General features: G+C 72.4%; 13 protein-coding genes. 5 read left to right on the top strand and 8 right to left on the bottom strand.

Annotated features, from left to right (window positions below):
- Nucleotides 1–18 precede the first annotated feature (18 nt).
- Complete coding sequence (dxr, locus tag AC0VYD_RS05715; RefSeq protein ID WP_475478912.1) at nucleotides 19–1,227, bottom strand: 1-deoxy-D-xylulose-5-phosphate reductoisomerase; 1,209 nt, start codon at nucleotides 1,225–1,227, stop codon at nucleotides 19–21.
- A 290-nt stretch (nucleotides 1,228–1,517) separates the two neighbouring features.
- Here dxr and AC0VYD_RS05710 point away from each other — a divergent pair, with 290 nt between their 5' ends.
- The 3 genes from AC0VYD_RS05710 (at nucleotide 1,518) to AC0VYD_RS05700 (ending at nucleotide 6,003) form a co-directional block, all read left to right on the top strand.
- Nucleotides 1,518–3,152 (top strand): CocE/NonD family hydrolase, encoded by a 1,635-nt coding sequence (locus AC0VYD_RS05710; protein ID WP_475478911.1) that lies wholly within the window; start codon nucleotides 1,518–1,520, stop codon nucleotides 3,150–3,152.
- A gap of 191 nt (nucleotides 3,153–3,343) precedes the next feature.
- On the top strand, nucleotides 3,344–4,420 hold the full coding sequence (locus tag AC0VYD_RS05705) for a trypsin-like serine peptidase (RefSeq protein WP_475478910.1): 1,077 nt from the start codon (nucleotides 3,344–3,346) through the stop codon (nucleotides 4,418–4,420).
- 245 nt (nucleotides 4,421–4,665) lie between these two features.
- Nucleotides 4,666–6,003, top strand: a complete 1,338-nt coding sequence (locus AC0VYD_RS05700; protein ID WP_475476145.1) for an IS4 family transposase — start codon at nucleotides 4,666–4,668, stop codon at nucleotides 6,001–6,003.
- A gap of 25 nt (nucleotides 6,004–6,028) precedes the next feature.
- On the opposite strand, the gene AC0VYD_RS05695 is transcribed toward AC0VYD_RS05700, so the two are convergent.
- Complete coding sequence (locus tag AC0VYD_RS05695) at nucleotides 6,029–7,453, bottom strand: aldehyde dehydrogenase family protein (RefSeq protein ID WP_475478909.1); 1,425 nt, start codon at nucleotides 7,451–7,453, stop codon at nucleotides 6,029–6,031.
- Nucleotides 7,454–7,728: 275 nt separating this feature from the next.
- Between AC0VYD_RS05695 and AC0VYD_RS05690 the strand changes: the two genes are divergently transcribed.
- Nucleotides 7,729–9,528, top strand: coding sequence for a hypothetical protein (locus AC0VYD_RS05690; RefSeq protein WP_475478908.1), 1,800 nt, complete (start codon nucleotides 7,729–7,731; stop codon nucleotides 9,526–9,528).
- A 22-nt stretch (nucleotides 9,529–9,550) separates the two neighbouring features.
- On the opposite strand, the gene AC0VYD_RS05685 is transcribed toward AC0VYD_RS05690, so the two are convergent.
- The gene (locus AC0VYD_RS05685; RefSeq protein WP_475478907.1) at nucleotides 9,551–10,147 is read right to left on the bottom strand and encodes an HD domain-containing protein; all 597 of its coding nucleotides are present in this window, start codon (nucleotides 10,145–10,147) and stop codon (nucleotides 9,551–9,553) included.
- Nucleotides 10,148–10,198: 51 nt separating this feature from the next.
- On the opposite strand from AC0VYD_RS05685, the gene AC0VYD_RS05680 reads away from it, so the two are divergent.
- Nucleotides 10,199–11,083 carry a 3-methyladenine DNA glycosylase gene (locus tag AC0VYD_RS05680; protein WP_475478906.1) on the top strand — a complete coding sequence of 295 codons (885 nt, stop codon included), beginning with the start codon at nucleotides 10,199–10,201 and terminating at the stop codon, nucleotides 11,081–11,083.
- Between the two features lie 24 nt (nucleotides 11,084–11,107).
- Here AC0VYD_RS05680 and AC0VYD_RS05675 read toward each other — a convergent pair whose 3' ends face one another.
- The 5 genes from AC0VYD_RS05675 to AC0VYD_RS05655 form a co-directional block, all read right to left on the bottom strand.
- Nucleotides 11,108–11,521, bottom strand: coding sequence for an SdpI family protein (locus AC0VYD_RS05675; protein ID WP_475478905.1), 414 nt, complete (start codon nucleotides 11,519–11,521; stop codon nucleotides 11,108–11,110).
- Nucleotides 11,521–11,955, bottom strand: coding sequence for a thiol-disulfide oxidoreductase DCC family protein (locus AC0VYD_RS05670; RefSeq protein ID WP_475478904.1), 435 nt, complete (start codon nucleotides 11,953–11,955; stop codon nucleotides 11,521–11,523). The genes AC0VYD_RS05675 and AC0VYD_RS05670 overlap by 1 nt, the downstream gene beginning before the upstream one ends.
- Before the next feature lie 185 nt (nucleotides 11,956–12,140).
- Nucleotides 12,141–12,962 (bottom strand): hypothetical protein, encoded by an 822-nt coding sequence (locus AC0VYD_RS05665; RefSeq protein WP_475478903.1) that lies wholly within the window; start codon nucleotides 12,960–12,962, stop codon nucleotides 12,141–12,143.
- 332 nt (nucleotides 12,963–13,294) lie between these two features.
- A complete protein-coding gene (locus AC0VYD_RS05660) occupies nucleotides 13,295–14,404 on the bottom strand; it encodes an ABC transporter ATP-binding protein (protein ID WP_475478902.1) in 1,110 nt (369 codons plus the stop codon).
- Entirely contained in the window at nucleotides 14,401–15,471 is a 1,071-nt protein-coding gene (locus tag AC0VYD_RS05655) for an ABC transporter ATP-binding protein (protein WP_475478901.1), read from the bottom strand. The genes AC0VYD_RS05660 and AC0VYD_RS05655 overlap by 4 nt, the downstream gene beginning before the upstream one ends.
- Between the last annotated feature and the right edge of the window lies 1 nt (nucleotide 15,472).

Here is a 15,472-nt window from a genome sequence, read left to right as displayed (position 1 = left end):
TCAAGCCGACGTCGGTCCTCAGCCGCGGGTGAGCAGCTCGCGCGCGCGGGTTCGGGCCCAGTTGTCAGCGGCGTACACCTCGTCCAGGGTCAGGGGCAGGGTCGAAGCCCCCGGACGGTCCACCCGCTGGTGTTCAGAGACTACCCGGGAGACGGTGTCCATGATGGCCCAGAACGCGAGGTTTCCCTTGAGGAAGGCGTCGACCGCCTCCTCGTTGGCCGCGTTGTAGACGGCGGGGGCCGTCCCGCCCGCGGCGCCGACCTCCGCGGCCAGCCGCACGGCGGGGAAGGCCTCGTGGTCCAGCGGCTCGAAGGTCCAGCTCTGCGCCCTGGTCCAGTCCATGCCCGGTGCGGCGTCGGGGACCCGTTCGGGGGCGCCGATCCCGTAGGCGATCGGAATCATCATGCTGGGCGGGCTGGCCTTGGCCAGGGTGGTGCCGTCCACGTACTCGACCATGGAGTGCACGATCGACTGCGGGTGGACGACCACGTCGATCCGCTCGAAGGGCACGTCGAACAGCAGGTTGGCCTCGATCACCTCCAGCCCCTTGTTGACCAGGGTCGCGGAGTTGACCGTGATGACCGGCCCCATGCTCCAGGTGGGGTGGTCGAGCGCCTCGGCCGGGGTGACGTCGGCGAGTTCGTGCGCGCGGCGGCCGCGGAAGGGGCCGCCGCTGGCGGTGACGACCAGTCGGCGCACATCGCCGCGCCGGGCGTGCACCAGCCCCTGGGCCGGGCTGGCCAGCTCTCCCTCGGGCAGGTACGGGAAGCACTGGGCGATGGCGTAGTGCTCGGAGTCGACCGGGACGATCTGCCCCGGTGCGGCCAGGTCGCGCACGAGCGGACCGCCGATGATCAGGGACTCCTTGTTGGCCAGGGCCAGGGTGGTCCCGGCGCGCAGCGCGGCGAGGGTGGACTCCAGGCCCAGGGCGCCGGTGATCCCGTTGAGGACGACGTCGCAGGGGGTCGCGGCCAGTTCGGCCACGCCCTCGGCGCCGACCAGGACCTCGGCGGCCGCGCCCTGCTCGCCGAGGAGGCGGGTGAGCTCCCCGGCGCGCGCCGGGTCGGCCACGGCCACCCGGTCGACCCCGAGCTGGACCGCCTGTTTGGCCAGCAGGTCAACCCGGCCGCCCCCGGCCGCCAGGCCCACCACCCGGAAGCGCTCGGGGTTGCGCTGGACGATGTCGATGGCCTGGGTCCCGATGGAGCCGGTGGAACCGAGGATCACTACTGTTCGCTGCTGTTCTTCTCGCACCGCTCCATTGTCGCGCACCCCGCGCCCGCCTGCCGAGGGGTTGTGGACGGGGCCCGCGGCCGGTCGGCGGTTCCGGGCACCGGAGGACACGGGAGGTTTACAGGGGCGCCGGGATCGTTTAACTTGACCCGTGAGTAAGTTACCTCACAGTAAAGAGAGATGCCGATCACCGCCGGTGCGACCGAACACCGGCCCGCCCCGATGGCGACGGCGCGAGTGTCCATCGGAGCCTCCCCGCCTCCCCCACCCCCGAGGTTCCCGACATGTTCACCACCAGAGCGCGCCCCGCCCGGGGCGCGCGCACCCGAACCCTCTCCTGGGTCGTCGCGGCCGTGGTCGCCGCCGCCACCCTGTCCCCCGCAACCGCCGCCGCGGCGGCCACCGGCTCCAGCATCAGCTACGAGACGATCGTCAGCCACGACGGCACCGAACTGAAGGCCAAGGTCATCACCCCCACCGGCGCCGAGGGCCCGCGCCCGCTGCTGGTGATGCCCTCCGCCTGGGGCACCCCGCACATCCTCTACGTCGGGGCGGCCAAGAAGCTGGCCGAGGAGTCCGGCTACCAGGTCGTCGCCTACACCTCGCGCGGCTTCTGGGACTCCGGCGGCGGGATCGAGGTCGCCGGGCCCGACGACCGGGCCGACGCCAGCGCCGTCATCGACTGGGCCCTGGAGAACACCGAGGCCGACGCCGACCGCATCGGCATGGCCGGCATCTCCTACGGCGGCGGCATCAGCCTGCTCACCGCGGCCGAGGACGAACGGGTCCGGGCGGTCGGCTCCATGAGCGGCTGGGCCGACCTGCAGGCCTCCCTCTACCCCAACGAGACCATCGACGTGCAGTCCGCCGAACTCCTGCTCCTGGCGGGCAACCTGCTCGGCACCCCCGGGGAGGCGCTCCGCGAGATGGAGCGCGAGTACCGGAGGGGCAACGTCGACCCCATCCTCGAACTGGCCCCGGACCGCTCCGCCGCCACCAAGGTGGACGCGATCAACGCCAACGGCACCGCGGTCATGATCGCGCACGGGTGGAACGACGGGATGTTCCCCGTCGGGCACCTCGCCGACTTCTACGAGGAGCTCTCCGGCCCCAAACGGCTGATGCTGGCCCCCGGCGACCACGCCACCCAGGAAGCGTTCGGCGCGGTGGGCCTGCCCAACGAGGTGTGGGAGGACCTGGCCCGCTGGTTCGACCACCACCTCAAGGGCGAGGACAACGGCATCGACACCGAAAAGCCGGTGCGCCTGAGGCCCAACAACGGGAACGGGGACTGGACCTCGCACCCGGACTGGGCCTCGGTGAGCACCGGGAGCGACCAGTACTTCCTCGACAGGCCCAGCACCAGCTGGGGCCGCTGGCAGAGCAGCGGAACCATGGAGCCCGATCCCTCGACCGGATGGGGCTACGACTTCCGCACCGGTATCGGCACGACGGCGCGCAGCGGCACCGTGATCCTGTCCGGGGCGCTCCAGCAGTTCTTCGACGTGCCCACCGGGGTCTCGCTGCCCCTCGTGGACCGGTACCGGGCGGCGGTGTGGACCAGCCCCGCCTACCCGGACGGGGCACGGGTGGCCGGAACCCCCGAGGCGACGTTCACCTTCACCCCGACCGCCGAGGACCAGTCGGTGTTCGTGTACCTGTACGCGATCGACAGCCGGGGCACCGGTTCGCTGCTGAGCCACGCGCCCGTCACCCTGCGCGACTCCGTCCCGGGCGAGCCGGTGACGGTGGAGACCGAGCTCTCCTCGGTGGTGTGGGACGTTCCGGCCGGGCACCGGCTGGCGGTGGTGGTGGACAGCAAGGACGCCCGCTACCTCGCTGAGAGCGATCTCGGGGACCGCGTCGAGGTGACCTCCCCCGAGGAGAACCCGACCCGGGTGACCATTCCGCTCGGCTGACCCCTCCGGCCGTTCGTCGGCCGACGGAGCCGGCGGCCGGTCGGCCCGAACTCCCGCGGGGCGGGCCGGCCGCCTCCCCGGCCCGGCCCCCGGCGTGCAGGCGCCGGGGGCCGGTGCCTGTTTCCCGAGAAAGCCACGACACAAACCTAAAGTAGTCAATAGACTACTCCAAGTATGCAAAGATCGTGGCCATGACCTCGTCCACCACACAGAAGATCCTCGCCCCGCTGGCCGCCGCCGCGGTCGCCCTCGGGGGTCTTGCCCTCATCGACAGACTTCCCGCCCCGGCAGCGGCGGTGACCCGGGCCATCCAAGCCCCGGCCGTACTCCCGGCCGCCCAGGCCCCCGAAGAGCCGGCCCGGCGGAGCCAGGCCTCCCTCTCCCGAACGGACGGGGTCGTCCACCAGACCGGAGCGGTCACCGACGAGCAGCACGACGCCGTCCTCGACTACTGGACCAGCGAGCGGATGGCCGCGGCCCAGCCCATCTCCAGCCTGGTCGACTCCGCTCTCGGACTCGCCGGGCCCCGCGGCGGCGCCGCCGCGACCGAGCCCCAGGCCGCCCGCCCCGACAGCGACGGCGAACTCTGGGGCGACGGGGGCCTGGTCGCCAGGACCACCGGCAAGGTGTACCTGACCATGGACGGCCGCGACTTCACCTGTTCGGCCTCGGTCGTGGACTCCGCCAACAGCAGCACCCTGGTGACCGCGGGGCACTGCGCCAAGGACGGCCGGGGCTCCTGGGCCCGCAACTGGACCTTCGTCCCCGGCCACGACGACGGCGCCGACCCCTACGGCAGGTTCACCGCCCGCGACCTGATGGTCTCCCCGAAGTGGGCCCGCGAGGCCGACGACAGCTACGACTTCGCGATGGTGGTGCTCAACAGCGACGACGGCACCCCGGTACAGGACCGGGTCGGCGCCCAGCGCCTGGCCTTCGACACCTGGACCCGGGAGCGGGTCCGCGAGGGCGTACAGGTGTACACCTTCGGCTACCCGTCGGCCTCGCCCTACAACGGCCGCGACCTGCACTACTGCTCCGGTCGGACCGTCCCGGACACCGGCGGCACCACCGCCAACGGGGTCCGCTGCACCATGACCCAGGGCTCCAGCGGCGGCCCCTGGTTCAGCGACTTCGACACCGACACCGGCAGGGGGACCGTCTCCTCGGTCGTCAGCTTCAAGTACGCCGACGACCGCAACACCCAGTACGGGCCGCGTCTGGGCGCGGAGGCCGAGCGCCTCTTCGAGCACGCCGCCAAACTGTAGGACCACCGGGAACCGCGGACCCGCCAGGAACACGGGAACGGCGGGGCGGTGGCGGCCCCGACCGGCCGCCGCCGCCCCGCCGCGCACCCGGCCCTCGTCCCGTACCGGTAGGGGACGACGCCTCGGGACTAGAGGCAATGCTGTTCAGTTAAGGGTTGTGGTGGTCCGTCAACCCTGACCCAGACGAAGAAGGGGCTCCCTGGTAGGACAGCTGTATCTCACCCCAGCTGTTCCCAAGGAGCCCCTTGCCCGACCATTGTGTCACGACCCGACAGACCCACCACGCACCCGGCGCCCTGGCCCCCGGCCACCTGGGAGAACTCACCCAGATCGTGCCTTTTGAGATGGTCGATTCCGTCCTGGAGGAATCCAACAGCCACCAACGACGCTCACGCCTGCTTCCCTCCCGCGTGGTCGTCTACCTCCTGCTCACAGCCGGACTCTTCACCCACTGCGGCTGGCCCGCCCTGTGGCGCAAACTCACCGCCGGGGTGAGCCTGTGCACCCAACCGGCCGCCTCCGCACTGTTCTACGCCCGCAAACGCCTGGGCCCAGCACCCCTCAAAGCTCTGTTCGAGCTGCTCTCTGGCCCCACCCACAGCGCCCACCGCTTCCACGGGCTGCTGGTGTGCGCCATCGACGGCACCCTGCTGGACGTACCCGCCACACAAGCCAACCGGGCCGTGCACCGCTCCAGCGGAGCCACCCGCTGGGCCGGGGCCGGCTACCCCCAAGTACGGTTGCTCGCCCTGGTCGCCACCGGATCCCGGGCACTGCTGGGCGCGGTCTTTGGACCCGTCACCCAGGGCGAGACCACCATGGCCGCCCGTCTGCTCCCAGCCATGGGTCCGGGCCAGCTCATCCTGGCCGATCGCGGGTTCGACGCCGCCGACCTGCTCAAAGATCTTCATGCCAGCGGGGCCCAGCTCCTGGTTCGGATGGGCTCGCAGAGCAAACCCCGCCGCCTTCGTCGTTTGGGCGATGGCACCTGGCTGGTGCAGCGCGGCAAGGTACGGATGCGGCTCATCCAAGCCCAGATCACCATCGCCACAGACCAGGGCGAGCGCACCGGCTCCTACCGGCTGGCCACCACTCTGACCGATCCCGACCTGTATCCGGCCACGGGTCTGGTGGCGCTCTACCACCAGCGGTGGGAGATCGAGACCGCCTACTGCGAGCTGAAGTCGGCCCTGCTCGGGCGCCGGGTGCTGCGGGCCAAGGACCCCGAGGGGCTGGAACAGGAGGTGTGGGCGCTGTTGGCCACCTACCAGGTGGTGCGGTGCGCGATCGCTGACGCGCTGACCGCTACCGGGCACAGCCCGCTGCGGGCGAGTTTCGCGGTGGCGGTGGAAAGCGCCCGCGACCTGCTGGTGCGGGCCGAGAACGTCATCGCTGGCGAGCGCATCGACGTGCGGGGGTTGCTCGGGCGGCAGGTGTTGGCGAACCTGCTGCCCGAGCGGCGTCTACGCACAGTGCCTCGGGTGGTCAAACGCGCGATCTCCAAGTACCACGCCCGCTCCAACGGGGTGGATCGGACCACGTACAAGGCCACCGTGGACATCGCGGTGTTGACAGACCCTTGAACGCCTTAACTGAACAGCATTGGGACTAGAGGTCGATGCCGGTGAGCACCAGGACGCGCTCGTGGGTGAGGTCGGTCATGGCCGCGCGCAGCCCCTCCTTGCCCACGCCCGAGCGCTTGACGCCGCCGTAGGGCATCTGGTCGGCGCGGAAGGTGGGCACGTCACCGATGACCACACCGCCGACCTCCAGTTCCCGGTGGGCCCGGAAGGCGGTGGGCAGGTCCCGGGTGAAGACCCCGGTCTGCAGGCCGAAGTCGCTGTCGTTGACCGCGGCGAAGGCCGCGTCGGTGTCGGCGACCCGCTGCACGACCAGCACCGGGCCGAACACCTCCTCGCGCACCACCCTGGCGTCGGAGGGCACGTCGGCCAGGACGGTCGGCGCCATGGTGACGCCGTCACGGTGTCCGCCGGTCAGGAGCCTGGCTCCGGCGGCGACCGCCTCCTCGACCCAGGCCGCCACCCGCTCGGCCGCGGCCTCGTCGACCAGCGGACCGACGTCGGTCCCCGGGTCGGCCGGATCGCCGGTGCCCAGAGCCTCGACCCGGTCGACCAGGCGCGGGAGGAAGTCGTCGTGGACGGCGTCGGTGACCACGACCCGCTGGACCCCGATGCACACCTGCCCGGCCTGGTTGTTGCCGAACAGCGCCACCCGCTGGGCGGCCCAGTCCAGGTCGGCGTCGTCCAGCACCACGGCCGCGGCGTTGCCGCCGAGCTCCAGGGTGACGTGCTTGTGCGGGGCCCTCCGCTGGATCTCCCAGCCGAACGGGCCGCCGGTGAAGGAGACGACGGGCAGCCGCTCGTCGGTGATCAGCGGCGCCGCGAGCTCGTTGGGCATGGGCAGCACCGAGAACATGCCCTCGGGAAGCCCGGTCTCGGCGAGGATCTCACCGAGGATGAGGGCGGTCATCGGGGTGGCCGGGGCGGGCTTGAGGACCACCGGAGCGCCGACGGCGATGGCCGGGGCGACCTTGTGGGCGACCAGGTTGAGCGGGAAGTTGAACGGGGAGATGCCCAGGACCGGTCCCTTGGGGACCCGGCGGACCAGGGCCATCCGCCCGGTGCCGCCGGGGTCGGTGTCCAGGCGCTGGAGCTCGCCGCTGTCCCGGCGGGCCTCCTCCGCAGCCCAGCGGAACACCGAGACGGCGCGCCCGGCCTCGGCACGGGCCCACTTGATCGGCTTTCCGCTCTCGGCGGTGATGACCTGGGCGATCTCCTCCGCGCGTTCGGCGATCCGCCGGGAGACGTGGTCGAGGGCCCCGGCCCGCACGTGCGCGGGCAGGGCGGCGGCCTCGGCGGCCACCGCGTGCGCGGCGGCGACGGCGGCCTCCACCTGGGCCGCGGTCGGTACGGCGACGACGCCGGCCGCCCCGCCGGTGTAGGGGTTGAGAACGGTCATCTCGGTGTCGCCGGTCGCAGCGGTGCCGGCCAGCCAGAACGGGTGCGTGGTCATGTCCGTGACGCTAGACCCCCGAGGACACCGACCGCCTTGTCCACAGTTGCCAATCCGGAAGCTCGGATTGGCCACTGTGGCGCATTGACGGCACCGGAACCCCGTGTGGTCGGCAGGCCGCGGCGCCCGCAGGACGACGATCCCGGCGGTGGATCTTCGGTCAACCGGCTGGCGTCCGCGCGCTCCTTGATACACAGTGGTGGGAGAGGGCTCTGCCAGCACGTTCGGCCAGACCCTCGGGTCCACCGCCGCCGACGGGAACCCGGGAGTGCCCATTGCCGCTCGTCTACCGCACGCTCGTCGCCGTCCCCGACGACGAGGGGGACCTCGTCGCCGTCGCCTCGGCCGTACTCTCCCGCTGGCTGAGCAAACGCGGCAACTCGGGCGCGCGGGTGGACTTCGGCTCCTCCGGCCGCCATGAGCTCAGCAACCGCTCCCGTGCGCTGGTCGCGCGGCACGACAACGCCGACGAGGGCCTCACCTTCCTCCGCCTGACCACGGAGTCCGAGAAGCCGGACGGGGTGTGGCGGACCCTCGCCACCGTCGTCGTCGACCCCGAGCTCTCCCCGTGGAACCACCTGTGGATCGACATGACCGTCGACGCCGCGACCGCCGGCGCGGCCCCGGACTCCCCCCGGCTGGACGTGATGCCGCCCGAGGCCGCGCGGATGCTGCTGGAGTCGGTGGGCGCCTACGACGGCGCGCACCCGCTGCGCCCCTGCCCCAGGATCGTGCGCGGCCGCGAGGAGGCCGACGTGTCCGCCCTGCTCTCGACCGTCCGCGACCCCCTCAGACGGATGGCGGTCGTCGCCACCGGTGCGCCCGGGGGCGTGACCGTCGCCGACTGGCGCAACACGATGGCGGGCGTCCTGTCCCGCTGCATGGGCATGTGCGCCGGGTACGTGCTGGACGGGGCCGCGCTGGAACGGGTGGGCCGCCTGCTGCCCCGGGAGCTGGACGTCCCCGCCGGCGGGGTGCGCACGTTCTTACCCGGGGTGGACCTCACCGACACGGAGAACGCCCAGCGCCATCCCCGGATGAGCCCGGCCACACTCGACACCGCCCGCGACGGCGCGCGCGTGCGCAACTGGGTGGGCGCCGCCCTCTCCCGCAGGGTCCGCGACAACGCCCTCGGGCTCACCCTGCCCGGGCCGCTCAGAGCGATCAACGCCCTCCTGGCGGAGGAGACCGAGGACCTGCGCCGGGGCCCGTACACTTCCGTTCCGCTCCCCGCGCGGACCACACCGACCGGATCGGGGAACGCCATCGCCCACCAGTCCGAGCAGGATTCGGTCACCCTGGCGGAACTCGCCGCCACCCAGGCCCAGGAGGAGCAGACACGGCGCCTGAGGGAGGAGGTGCGCCGACTGAGCACGCGGATCGGAGAGCTGTCGGAGGAACGCCAGGCCCTGCTCGCGGAGACCGCGGACCTGACCGAGGAACTGGACACCGCCCGGGAGGAACGGCGTGCCGCCCGTCACGAGGCCCGGTGGCTGCGTGACCAGGTGCGGGAGGCGGGCCTGTTCCGGTTGGCCGCGGCCCAGGCACCACGCGACCCCGAGCAGCGCCCCCCGTCCAGCGTGTCGGAGCTGTTGGAGCGGATCACCGACGGGACGGCGCTGCCCCACCTGTTCTTCACCATCGAGGACCGGACGGTGTACGAGCTGTCCGAGAGCCGCAAGGAGACGCTCTGGGTGACCCGGGCCTGGGAGGCCCTGCTGGCCCTGAACGACTACGCCCGCTACCAGTTCGACAACCCCGGCAGCGGTCTGGGGTTCCACTCCTACCTGCGCGAGCCCCCGGACGGTTACCGGGTGATCCCGGTCAAGAGGCTGGCCTCGCAGGAGTCGGACTACGTGCGCAACCGGGGAAAGCTCAACGAGAAGCGGGTGTTCCGGGTCCCGGCCGAGGTGGACCCGGCGGGCCGGGTACCGATGTACGCGCACATCAAACTGGACATCGAGTACGGCATCTGTCCGCGCCTGTACTTCTTCCCGCACCTGGGCCCGGACACCACCAACCGGGTGTACGTGGGCTACCTGGGCCGCCACCTGCCCGTCCAGCAGTCCAACTGAGCCGACGGGCCCGGGCGCGCGCTCAGAGCACCCGGTGCCCGAAACTCCGGGAGAGCGGTGCCAGGTCCGGTTCGCCGTGGGACTCCACCATCTCCTTGAACCGGATCTCCTTGTCCGCGCCGAACCGCCGGACCTTGGCGGCGTAGCTCTGCGCGGAGTGGAAGACCGGCGGGTCGGTCTTGCTGTGGAACTTGTCGGCGTACATCACCAGTTCCTCCTCGGGGGACTCGGCGAGGTAGTCGGCGACCGGGAGGGGCAGGCCCTGCTCACGAACGTCTTCGCTGGTCACCCCGACACCGGTGTGGTGTGAGCAGAACCGGCACAGGACCTCGGGCAGCCCCTCCTCCGCGAGGAGCCCGTGGCCGAGCACCCCGTGGCTGACGTAGCGGGCGTGGTCGATGCGCCCGGAGCCGTCGATCAACCGGTAGACGCCGATGTCGTGCAGCAGGCACCCCGCGCGGACCAGGTCGGCGTTCACCCCGGGGGCCGCGCGGTCGAGGAGTTGTTCGGCCACGGCGCACACCGCCCGGCAGTGCGTGTACACGCGCTCGAAGGCCTCGGGGGTGGGCGCGTGCCGCTCGTGGAGGGCGCGGATCTGTTCGTCGGTGGGAATCAGCACATCCGCACACTAACCGCAGGCCCCGCCCCGTCTGCGCATACCCTGGGGCCCGTGACGGGAACGAGCACCGAGGCCGTGACGGGCCTGGCGGAGAAGGAGTGGCGCGAGCGCGCCGAGCGGCACGAGAAGCGCGTGGACGCGCTGGTCGGCGACCACCTGCGGCGCCGACGCGCGGGTGAGCGGCACCCGGTCGAGGACTTCCTGTTCACCTACTACAACCTCAAACCCGCGCAGCTGCGGCGCTGGCACCCCGGTGTCGGGTCGGTGCTGCTGGGCGGGGGCGCCCGGGACCGGCTCCAGGAGCGGTTCTACACCGAACTCCCCGGCGGGGCGGGTCTGGACGTGCCCGCGTTCCTGGCCGCCCGCCCGGTGCTGGACTTCGTGGAGCGCCTGCTGTCCTCGGTGGCGGGTCGCCCCGCGCACCTGGGCTGTTTCGGCCTGCACGAGTGGGCGATGGTGTACCGGACCGAGGAGGTCAGGCACGGCCAGGTCCCGCTGCGGTTGGGCCACGAGGGCACCGACCGGGTCGTGGAGTCGCACCGCGTCCAGTGCTCGCACTTCGACGCCTTCCGGTTCTTCACCGGCCCCGCGCGTCCGCTCAACACCCTGCAGCCCACCCGGGAGGCGCAGGCGGAACTGGACCAGCCGGGCTGTCTGCACGCCAACATGGACCTTTACAAGTGGGCGTACAAGCTCACCCCGGCGGTGCCGTCGGAACTGGTGGCGGACTGTTTCGAGCTCTCCAGGGAGATCCGCGTACTGGACATGCGCGCCTCGCCGTACGACCTCCGGGACTGGGGGTACCAGCCGGTGCGGATCGAGACCGCAGAGGGCAAGGCCGCCTACATGGAGTACCAGCGGGACTTCGCCGAACGCGGCGCGGTCCTGCGCGAGCGGCTCCTGGCCGTGTGCCGGGACCTGCGCGCGGCGGCCTGAGGGGGCCGCGGGGGCGGGGGCGCCTCAGGGCAGGTCGGCCCGGCCCTCCTCGCGGGCCAGGCGTTCCCGGGCGAGGTGGTGGCCCCGCCACGCGCCCACGATCAGCAGCAGCATGCCCGCGGCCACCGGGCCCAGGACCGCGGCGACCTGGCCGTTCGGGTCGGAGACCAGCGGGGTGAGGACCACGGCCGGCAGGAAGGCCAGTCCGGCCAGGACCGACCAGCGGGCGGCGGCCTCGTGCACCGCGTACCAGGCGGCGTCACTGGACCGGGTGTAACTGGTGCGGATTCCGACGAGTTCGTTGGGTGCGAGCCGCCGTCGCGCCCCCAGGACGCCTACCGCCACCAGGGCCGCGGCCGCGCCGGACAGGCTCAGCATCACCAGGACCAGCGGGGCGAGGGGGATGGTCTGCTCGGCGGGCTGGGCGATCAGGGTCACTACCGGTCCTCCGTCGTTCTGCGTGCGGGGGCGTCCTCCGGGGGCAGGGAGCAGGCGGCGGTCCCGCCCGGGAGCCGGTGCCGGTTGGCGGCCACGACCCGGTAGGCGGCACGGCTGAGCAGGCGTACCCCGGGCAGCAGCATGAGGCGGCCCAGGACCCTGGCGGGGAGCCCCGCCGCCAGCAGGACCCCGGCGACCGCGTCGCCCCCGGCGAGCAGCCGCCCGTCCGGGTAGACGACCCAGGCCCGCTCGTCGGCCTGCTCCGGGGTGAGTCCCGCGGCGGCCAGGTCGACGTCCTGCCAGGCCGCGAAGGCGGTCCGGGTGCGCAGGCGGTCCCGGGCGAAGCCGACCGCCCGCTGGCAGAAACCGCAGTCCCGGTCGTACAGGAAGAGCCCGGCACCGGGAAACGCGCTCGCGTCCGTTCCTCGTCCCATACCCCCATTCTGCCGCAGTTCCGCGCGCCGTGACAGTCACGGATGTCACGGTCCGCCGCACGTCGCGCCGTGCCTGCTGCCATGACCGCGCCCCGGCCTCCTCCGCCCGGACACGGCGAGGGGCGGGACCCGTGCGGATCCCGCCCCGGTGACGCGCCCGGCGGAGCCGGTGCGCCGCGCTCCGCCTACACCTCGGTGTCGGCGCCTTCGCCGCGGCGCTTACGGCTCATGTACAGGGCCGCGCCGCCGCCGGCCGCCGCGAGGGCGCCCGCGGCCACCAGGCCGGCCAGGGCCGAACCGGTCACCGCGAGGTCGTCCCCGTCGTCCCCGGGGGTCTGGCCCGGCTCGGTGACGGGGGTGGTGGGCTCGGGCTCCCCGGTGGTCCCGTCCCCGGGCTGCTCGCTCTCCCCGCCGGGGGTCTTGCCGTCGTCCGGGACCTCGGGGGTCTCCGGGTTCTCGGGGTCCTCGGGGGTCTCCGGGTTCTCGGGGTCCTCGGGGGTCTCCGTCTCCGGCTCGTCGGTCGGGGCGGGGGTCGGCGTCGGGGTCGGGTCGGTCTCGCCTTCCTCCTCCTCGTCGGCGCACTCGACCTTGAAGACCTTGTGCTTGGCCCTGCCCTTCTGCCCCTCGAAGGTCCACTCCAGCTTGTAGTGGCCGTCGTCGAGGGTGAGGAGCTCGGTGCTGCCGGCGCCCTCGTCGTCGAGGACGAGCTCGCCGTCCAGCTTCACCGTGCCCGCATCGCTCGACCCGCCGTGGGCCAGGATCTCCCAGGACACCTCCTGGACGGAGTCGAAGCCGAAGGCGACGACCTGGAAGTCGCAGACCTTCGGTTCGTTGCGGTTGTCCTCCTCCGGGGTCTCGGGGTTGTGGATCTTCACCGTTCCGTTGTCACCGGGGGCGCCGGGGGCCGCGGCGGCGAAGGCACCGCTGCCGAGGACGAGGCCGACGGTGAGGGCCACGCCGGTGATGAGTCGGGTGCTGAGCGCACCGGTGCCGGGGGAAGGGAACACGGGGGACTCCTGTGTGGTCGATGCGGTCCACCGGGGCGGGAGTGGACAGAAGTTGCGAAAGGTACACAAGAAACTTACTGCTGTTCCCCGTGGCACGCCTGACAAACCCGTAACCGAAAAATCACGATCAAGAAACTTGGCTCGGAATACCGGGATTGGCTCAACCGCGAAGGGTGACCGGGGTTCCGCCTGTTCAGGGCCCCGCCCGGGCCGGACCACCCCCTCCGGCGGGGCAGGGACCGCGCGCGTCCTCCGCGGGACCGGTCGCCCTGCGGGACGGCGCCGTGGTGGGCCTGCTCGACGCCCGGGTGTACGTGCGCCGCCACCCCGGCTCAGCCCGCTCCGCGCACGATCCGTTCCGCCTGGTCCGCGCTCGGCCGGAGCTGCCCGGACAGGATCTGCTCGGCGTAGTGGCAGGCCACCCGGTGGGTACCGCTGCCCTGCGCACCGTGCAGGGGGCGCAGCTCGGGGCGCTCGGTGTCGCAGCGCTCCTCCTGCCGCCACGGGCACCGGGTGTGGAAACGGCAGCCCGGGGGCGGGTCCGCGGGCGAGGGCAGGTCACCGGCGAGCAGGATGCGCTCCCGGGTGTCCTCCACCGTCGGGTCCGGTACCGGCACCGCCGACATCAGCGACCGGGTGTAGGGGTGCGCCGGAGAGCCGTACATCTCGTCGCCGGTGGCCTCCTCCACCAACGACCCCAGGTACATCACCCCCACGACGTCGCTGACGTGCCGCACCACCGCGAGGTCGTGCGCGATCACCAGGTAGGTCAGCCCCAGCTCGTCCTGGAGCTCCTCCAGGAGGTTGAGTACCTGCGCCTGGATGGACACGTCCAGCGCGGAGACGGGCTCGTCGCAGATGATCAGGTCGGGTTCCAGGACCAGGGCGCGGGCGATGCCGATGCGCTGGCGCTGGCCGCCGGAGAACTCGTGCGGGTAACGCTGGAGCGCCCTGGCGGACAGGCCCACCCGTTCCAGCGCAGCCACCACCCGGCGGCGCTGGTCCTGCGCGGTCCGTGCGCGCCGCTGTCTCCGGGTGAGCCCCCTGGCCTCCTCGTCGGAGGGACCGCCGATCCCGTGGGTCTGCAGGCCCTCCAGGAGGATGGACCCGATGTTCTGCCTCGGGTTGAGGCTGCCCAGCGGGTCCTGGAAGACCATCTGGAGGTTGGCGCGCTCACGGCGCATCGACTCCGGGTCGAGCCCGGCCAGGTCGCGCCCGTCGAACCAGACCTCGCCGTGGGTGATCTCGTTCAACCGCAGGACCGCGCGGCCCAGGGTGGTCTTGCCGCAGCCGGACTCGCCGACCAGACCGTAGGTCCGGCCGCGCTCGATACCCAGCGACACCCCGTCCACGGCGCGCACGTGACCGATGGTGCGGTCGACGACCACCCCGCGTCTGATCGGGAAGTGGACCTTGAGGTCCCTGATCTCCAGCAGGCTCATCCCCGCTCCTCCTCACTCGCCGCGGCCGGGGTCTCCGGTTCGGGTCGGTCCGGGCCGGCGCGGCCGACGGGGTTCACGCACCGGTGGATGTGGCCGGGGTCCTCCTCCCGGCCGGGCGCCCCGACGAGCGGGGGCGCCCCCTGGAGGCACTCCATCGTGTAGTGGTCGCAGCGGGGGGCGAACGCGCACCCGTCCGCCCAGGCGATGTTGTCGTTGACCGAACCGCGCACCGGGGTGAGCGGATCGCCGCGCGGCGCGTCCAGACGGGGGATGGAGCCGAGCAGGCCCACCGTGTAGGGGTGGGCGGGGTCGGCGAACAGCGGGCCGCGCGGGGCGGTCTCCACGGCCTTGCCCGCGTACAGGACGTTGATCTCGTCGCACAGCCCGGCCACCACCCCCAGGTCGTGGGTGATCATGAGCAGGGCGGTGCCCTCCTCGGTGACCAGGTCCCTGAGCAGTTCCAGGATCTGGGCCTGGATGGTGACGTCCAGGGCGGTGGTGGGTTCGTCCGCGATCATCAGCCGCGGCCGGCAGGCCACCGCCATCGCGATGAGCGCGCGCTGGCGCATACCGCCGGACAGCTGGTGCGGGTACTCGCCCAGGCGCCGGGTCGGGTCGGGGATGCCCACCCGGTGCAGCAGGTCCGCCGCCTCCCGGCGGGCCGCGGCGCCGCGCATGCCACGGTGCCTCCTGAGGATCTCGGTGACCTGGACGCCGATGGGGACCACCGGGTTGAGCGAGCTGAGCGGGTCCTGGAAGATCATCGCCAGCTGGGACCCGCGCAGGTCGCGCATCCGCCGCTGGGAGACCTTCAACAGGTCGTGCTCTCCGTCGGGCAGGCGCATGAGGGCGCTCCCGCCGACCTTCACCCCCCGGTCCGGCAGCAGCCCCATCAGGGCCAGGGAGGTGACGCTCTTGCCGCAGCCGGACTCGCCGACCAGGCCGGTGACCCGGCCCTCCTCCAGGGCGAAGGAGACCCCGTCGACGGCGCGCGTCTCGCCCTGCCCCTTCCGGTGGAACGCCACGGACAGCTCGTCCACCGCCAGCAGCGGTGTGCTGGTAGTCATG

The organism is Nocardiopsis sp. iso_40, assembly GCF_056173285.1.
Note: the sequence above shows the minus strand (reverse complement) of the source record. Positions and strands in the feature narration are given on the sequence as shown.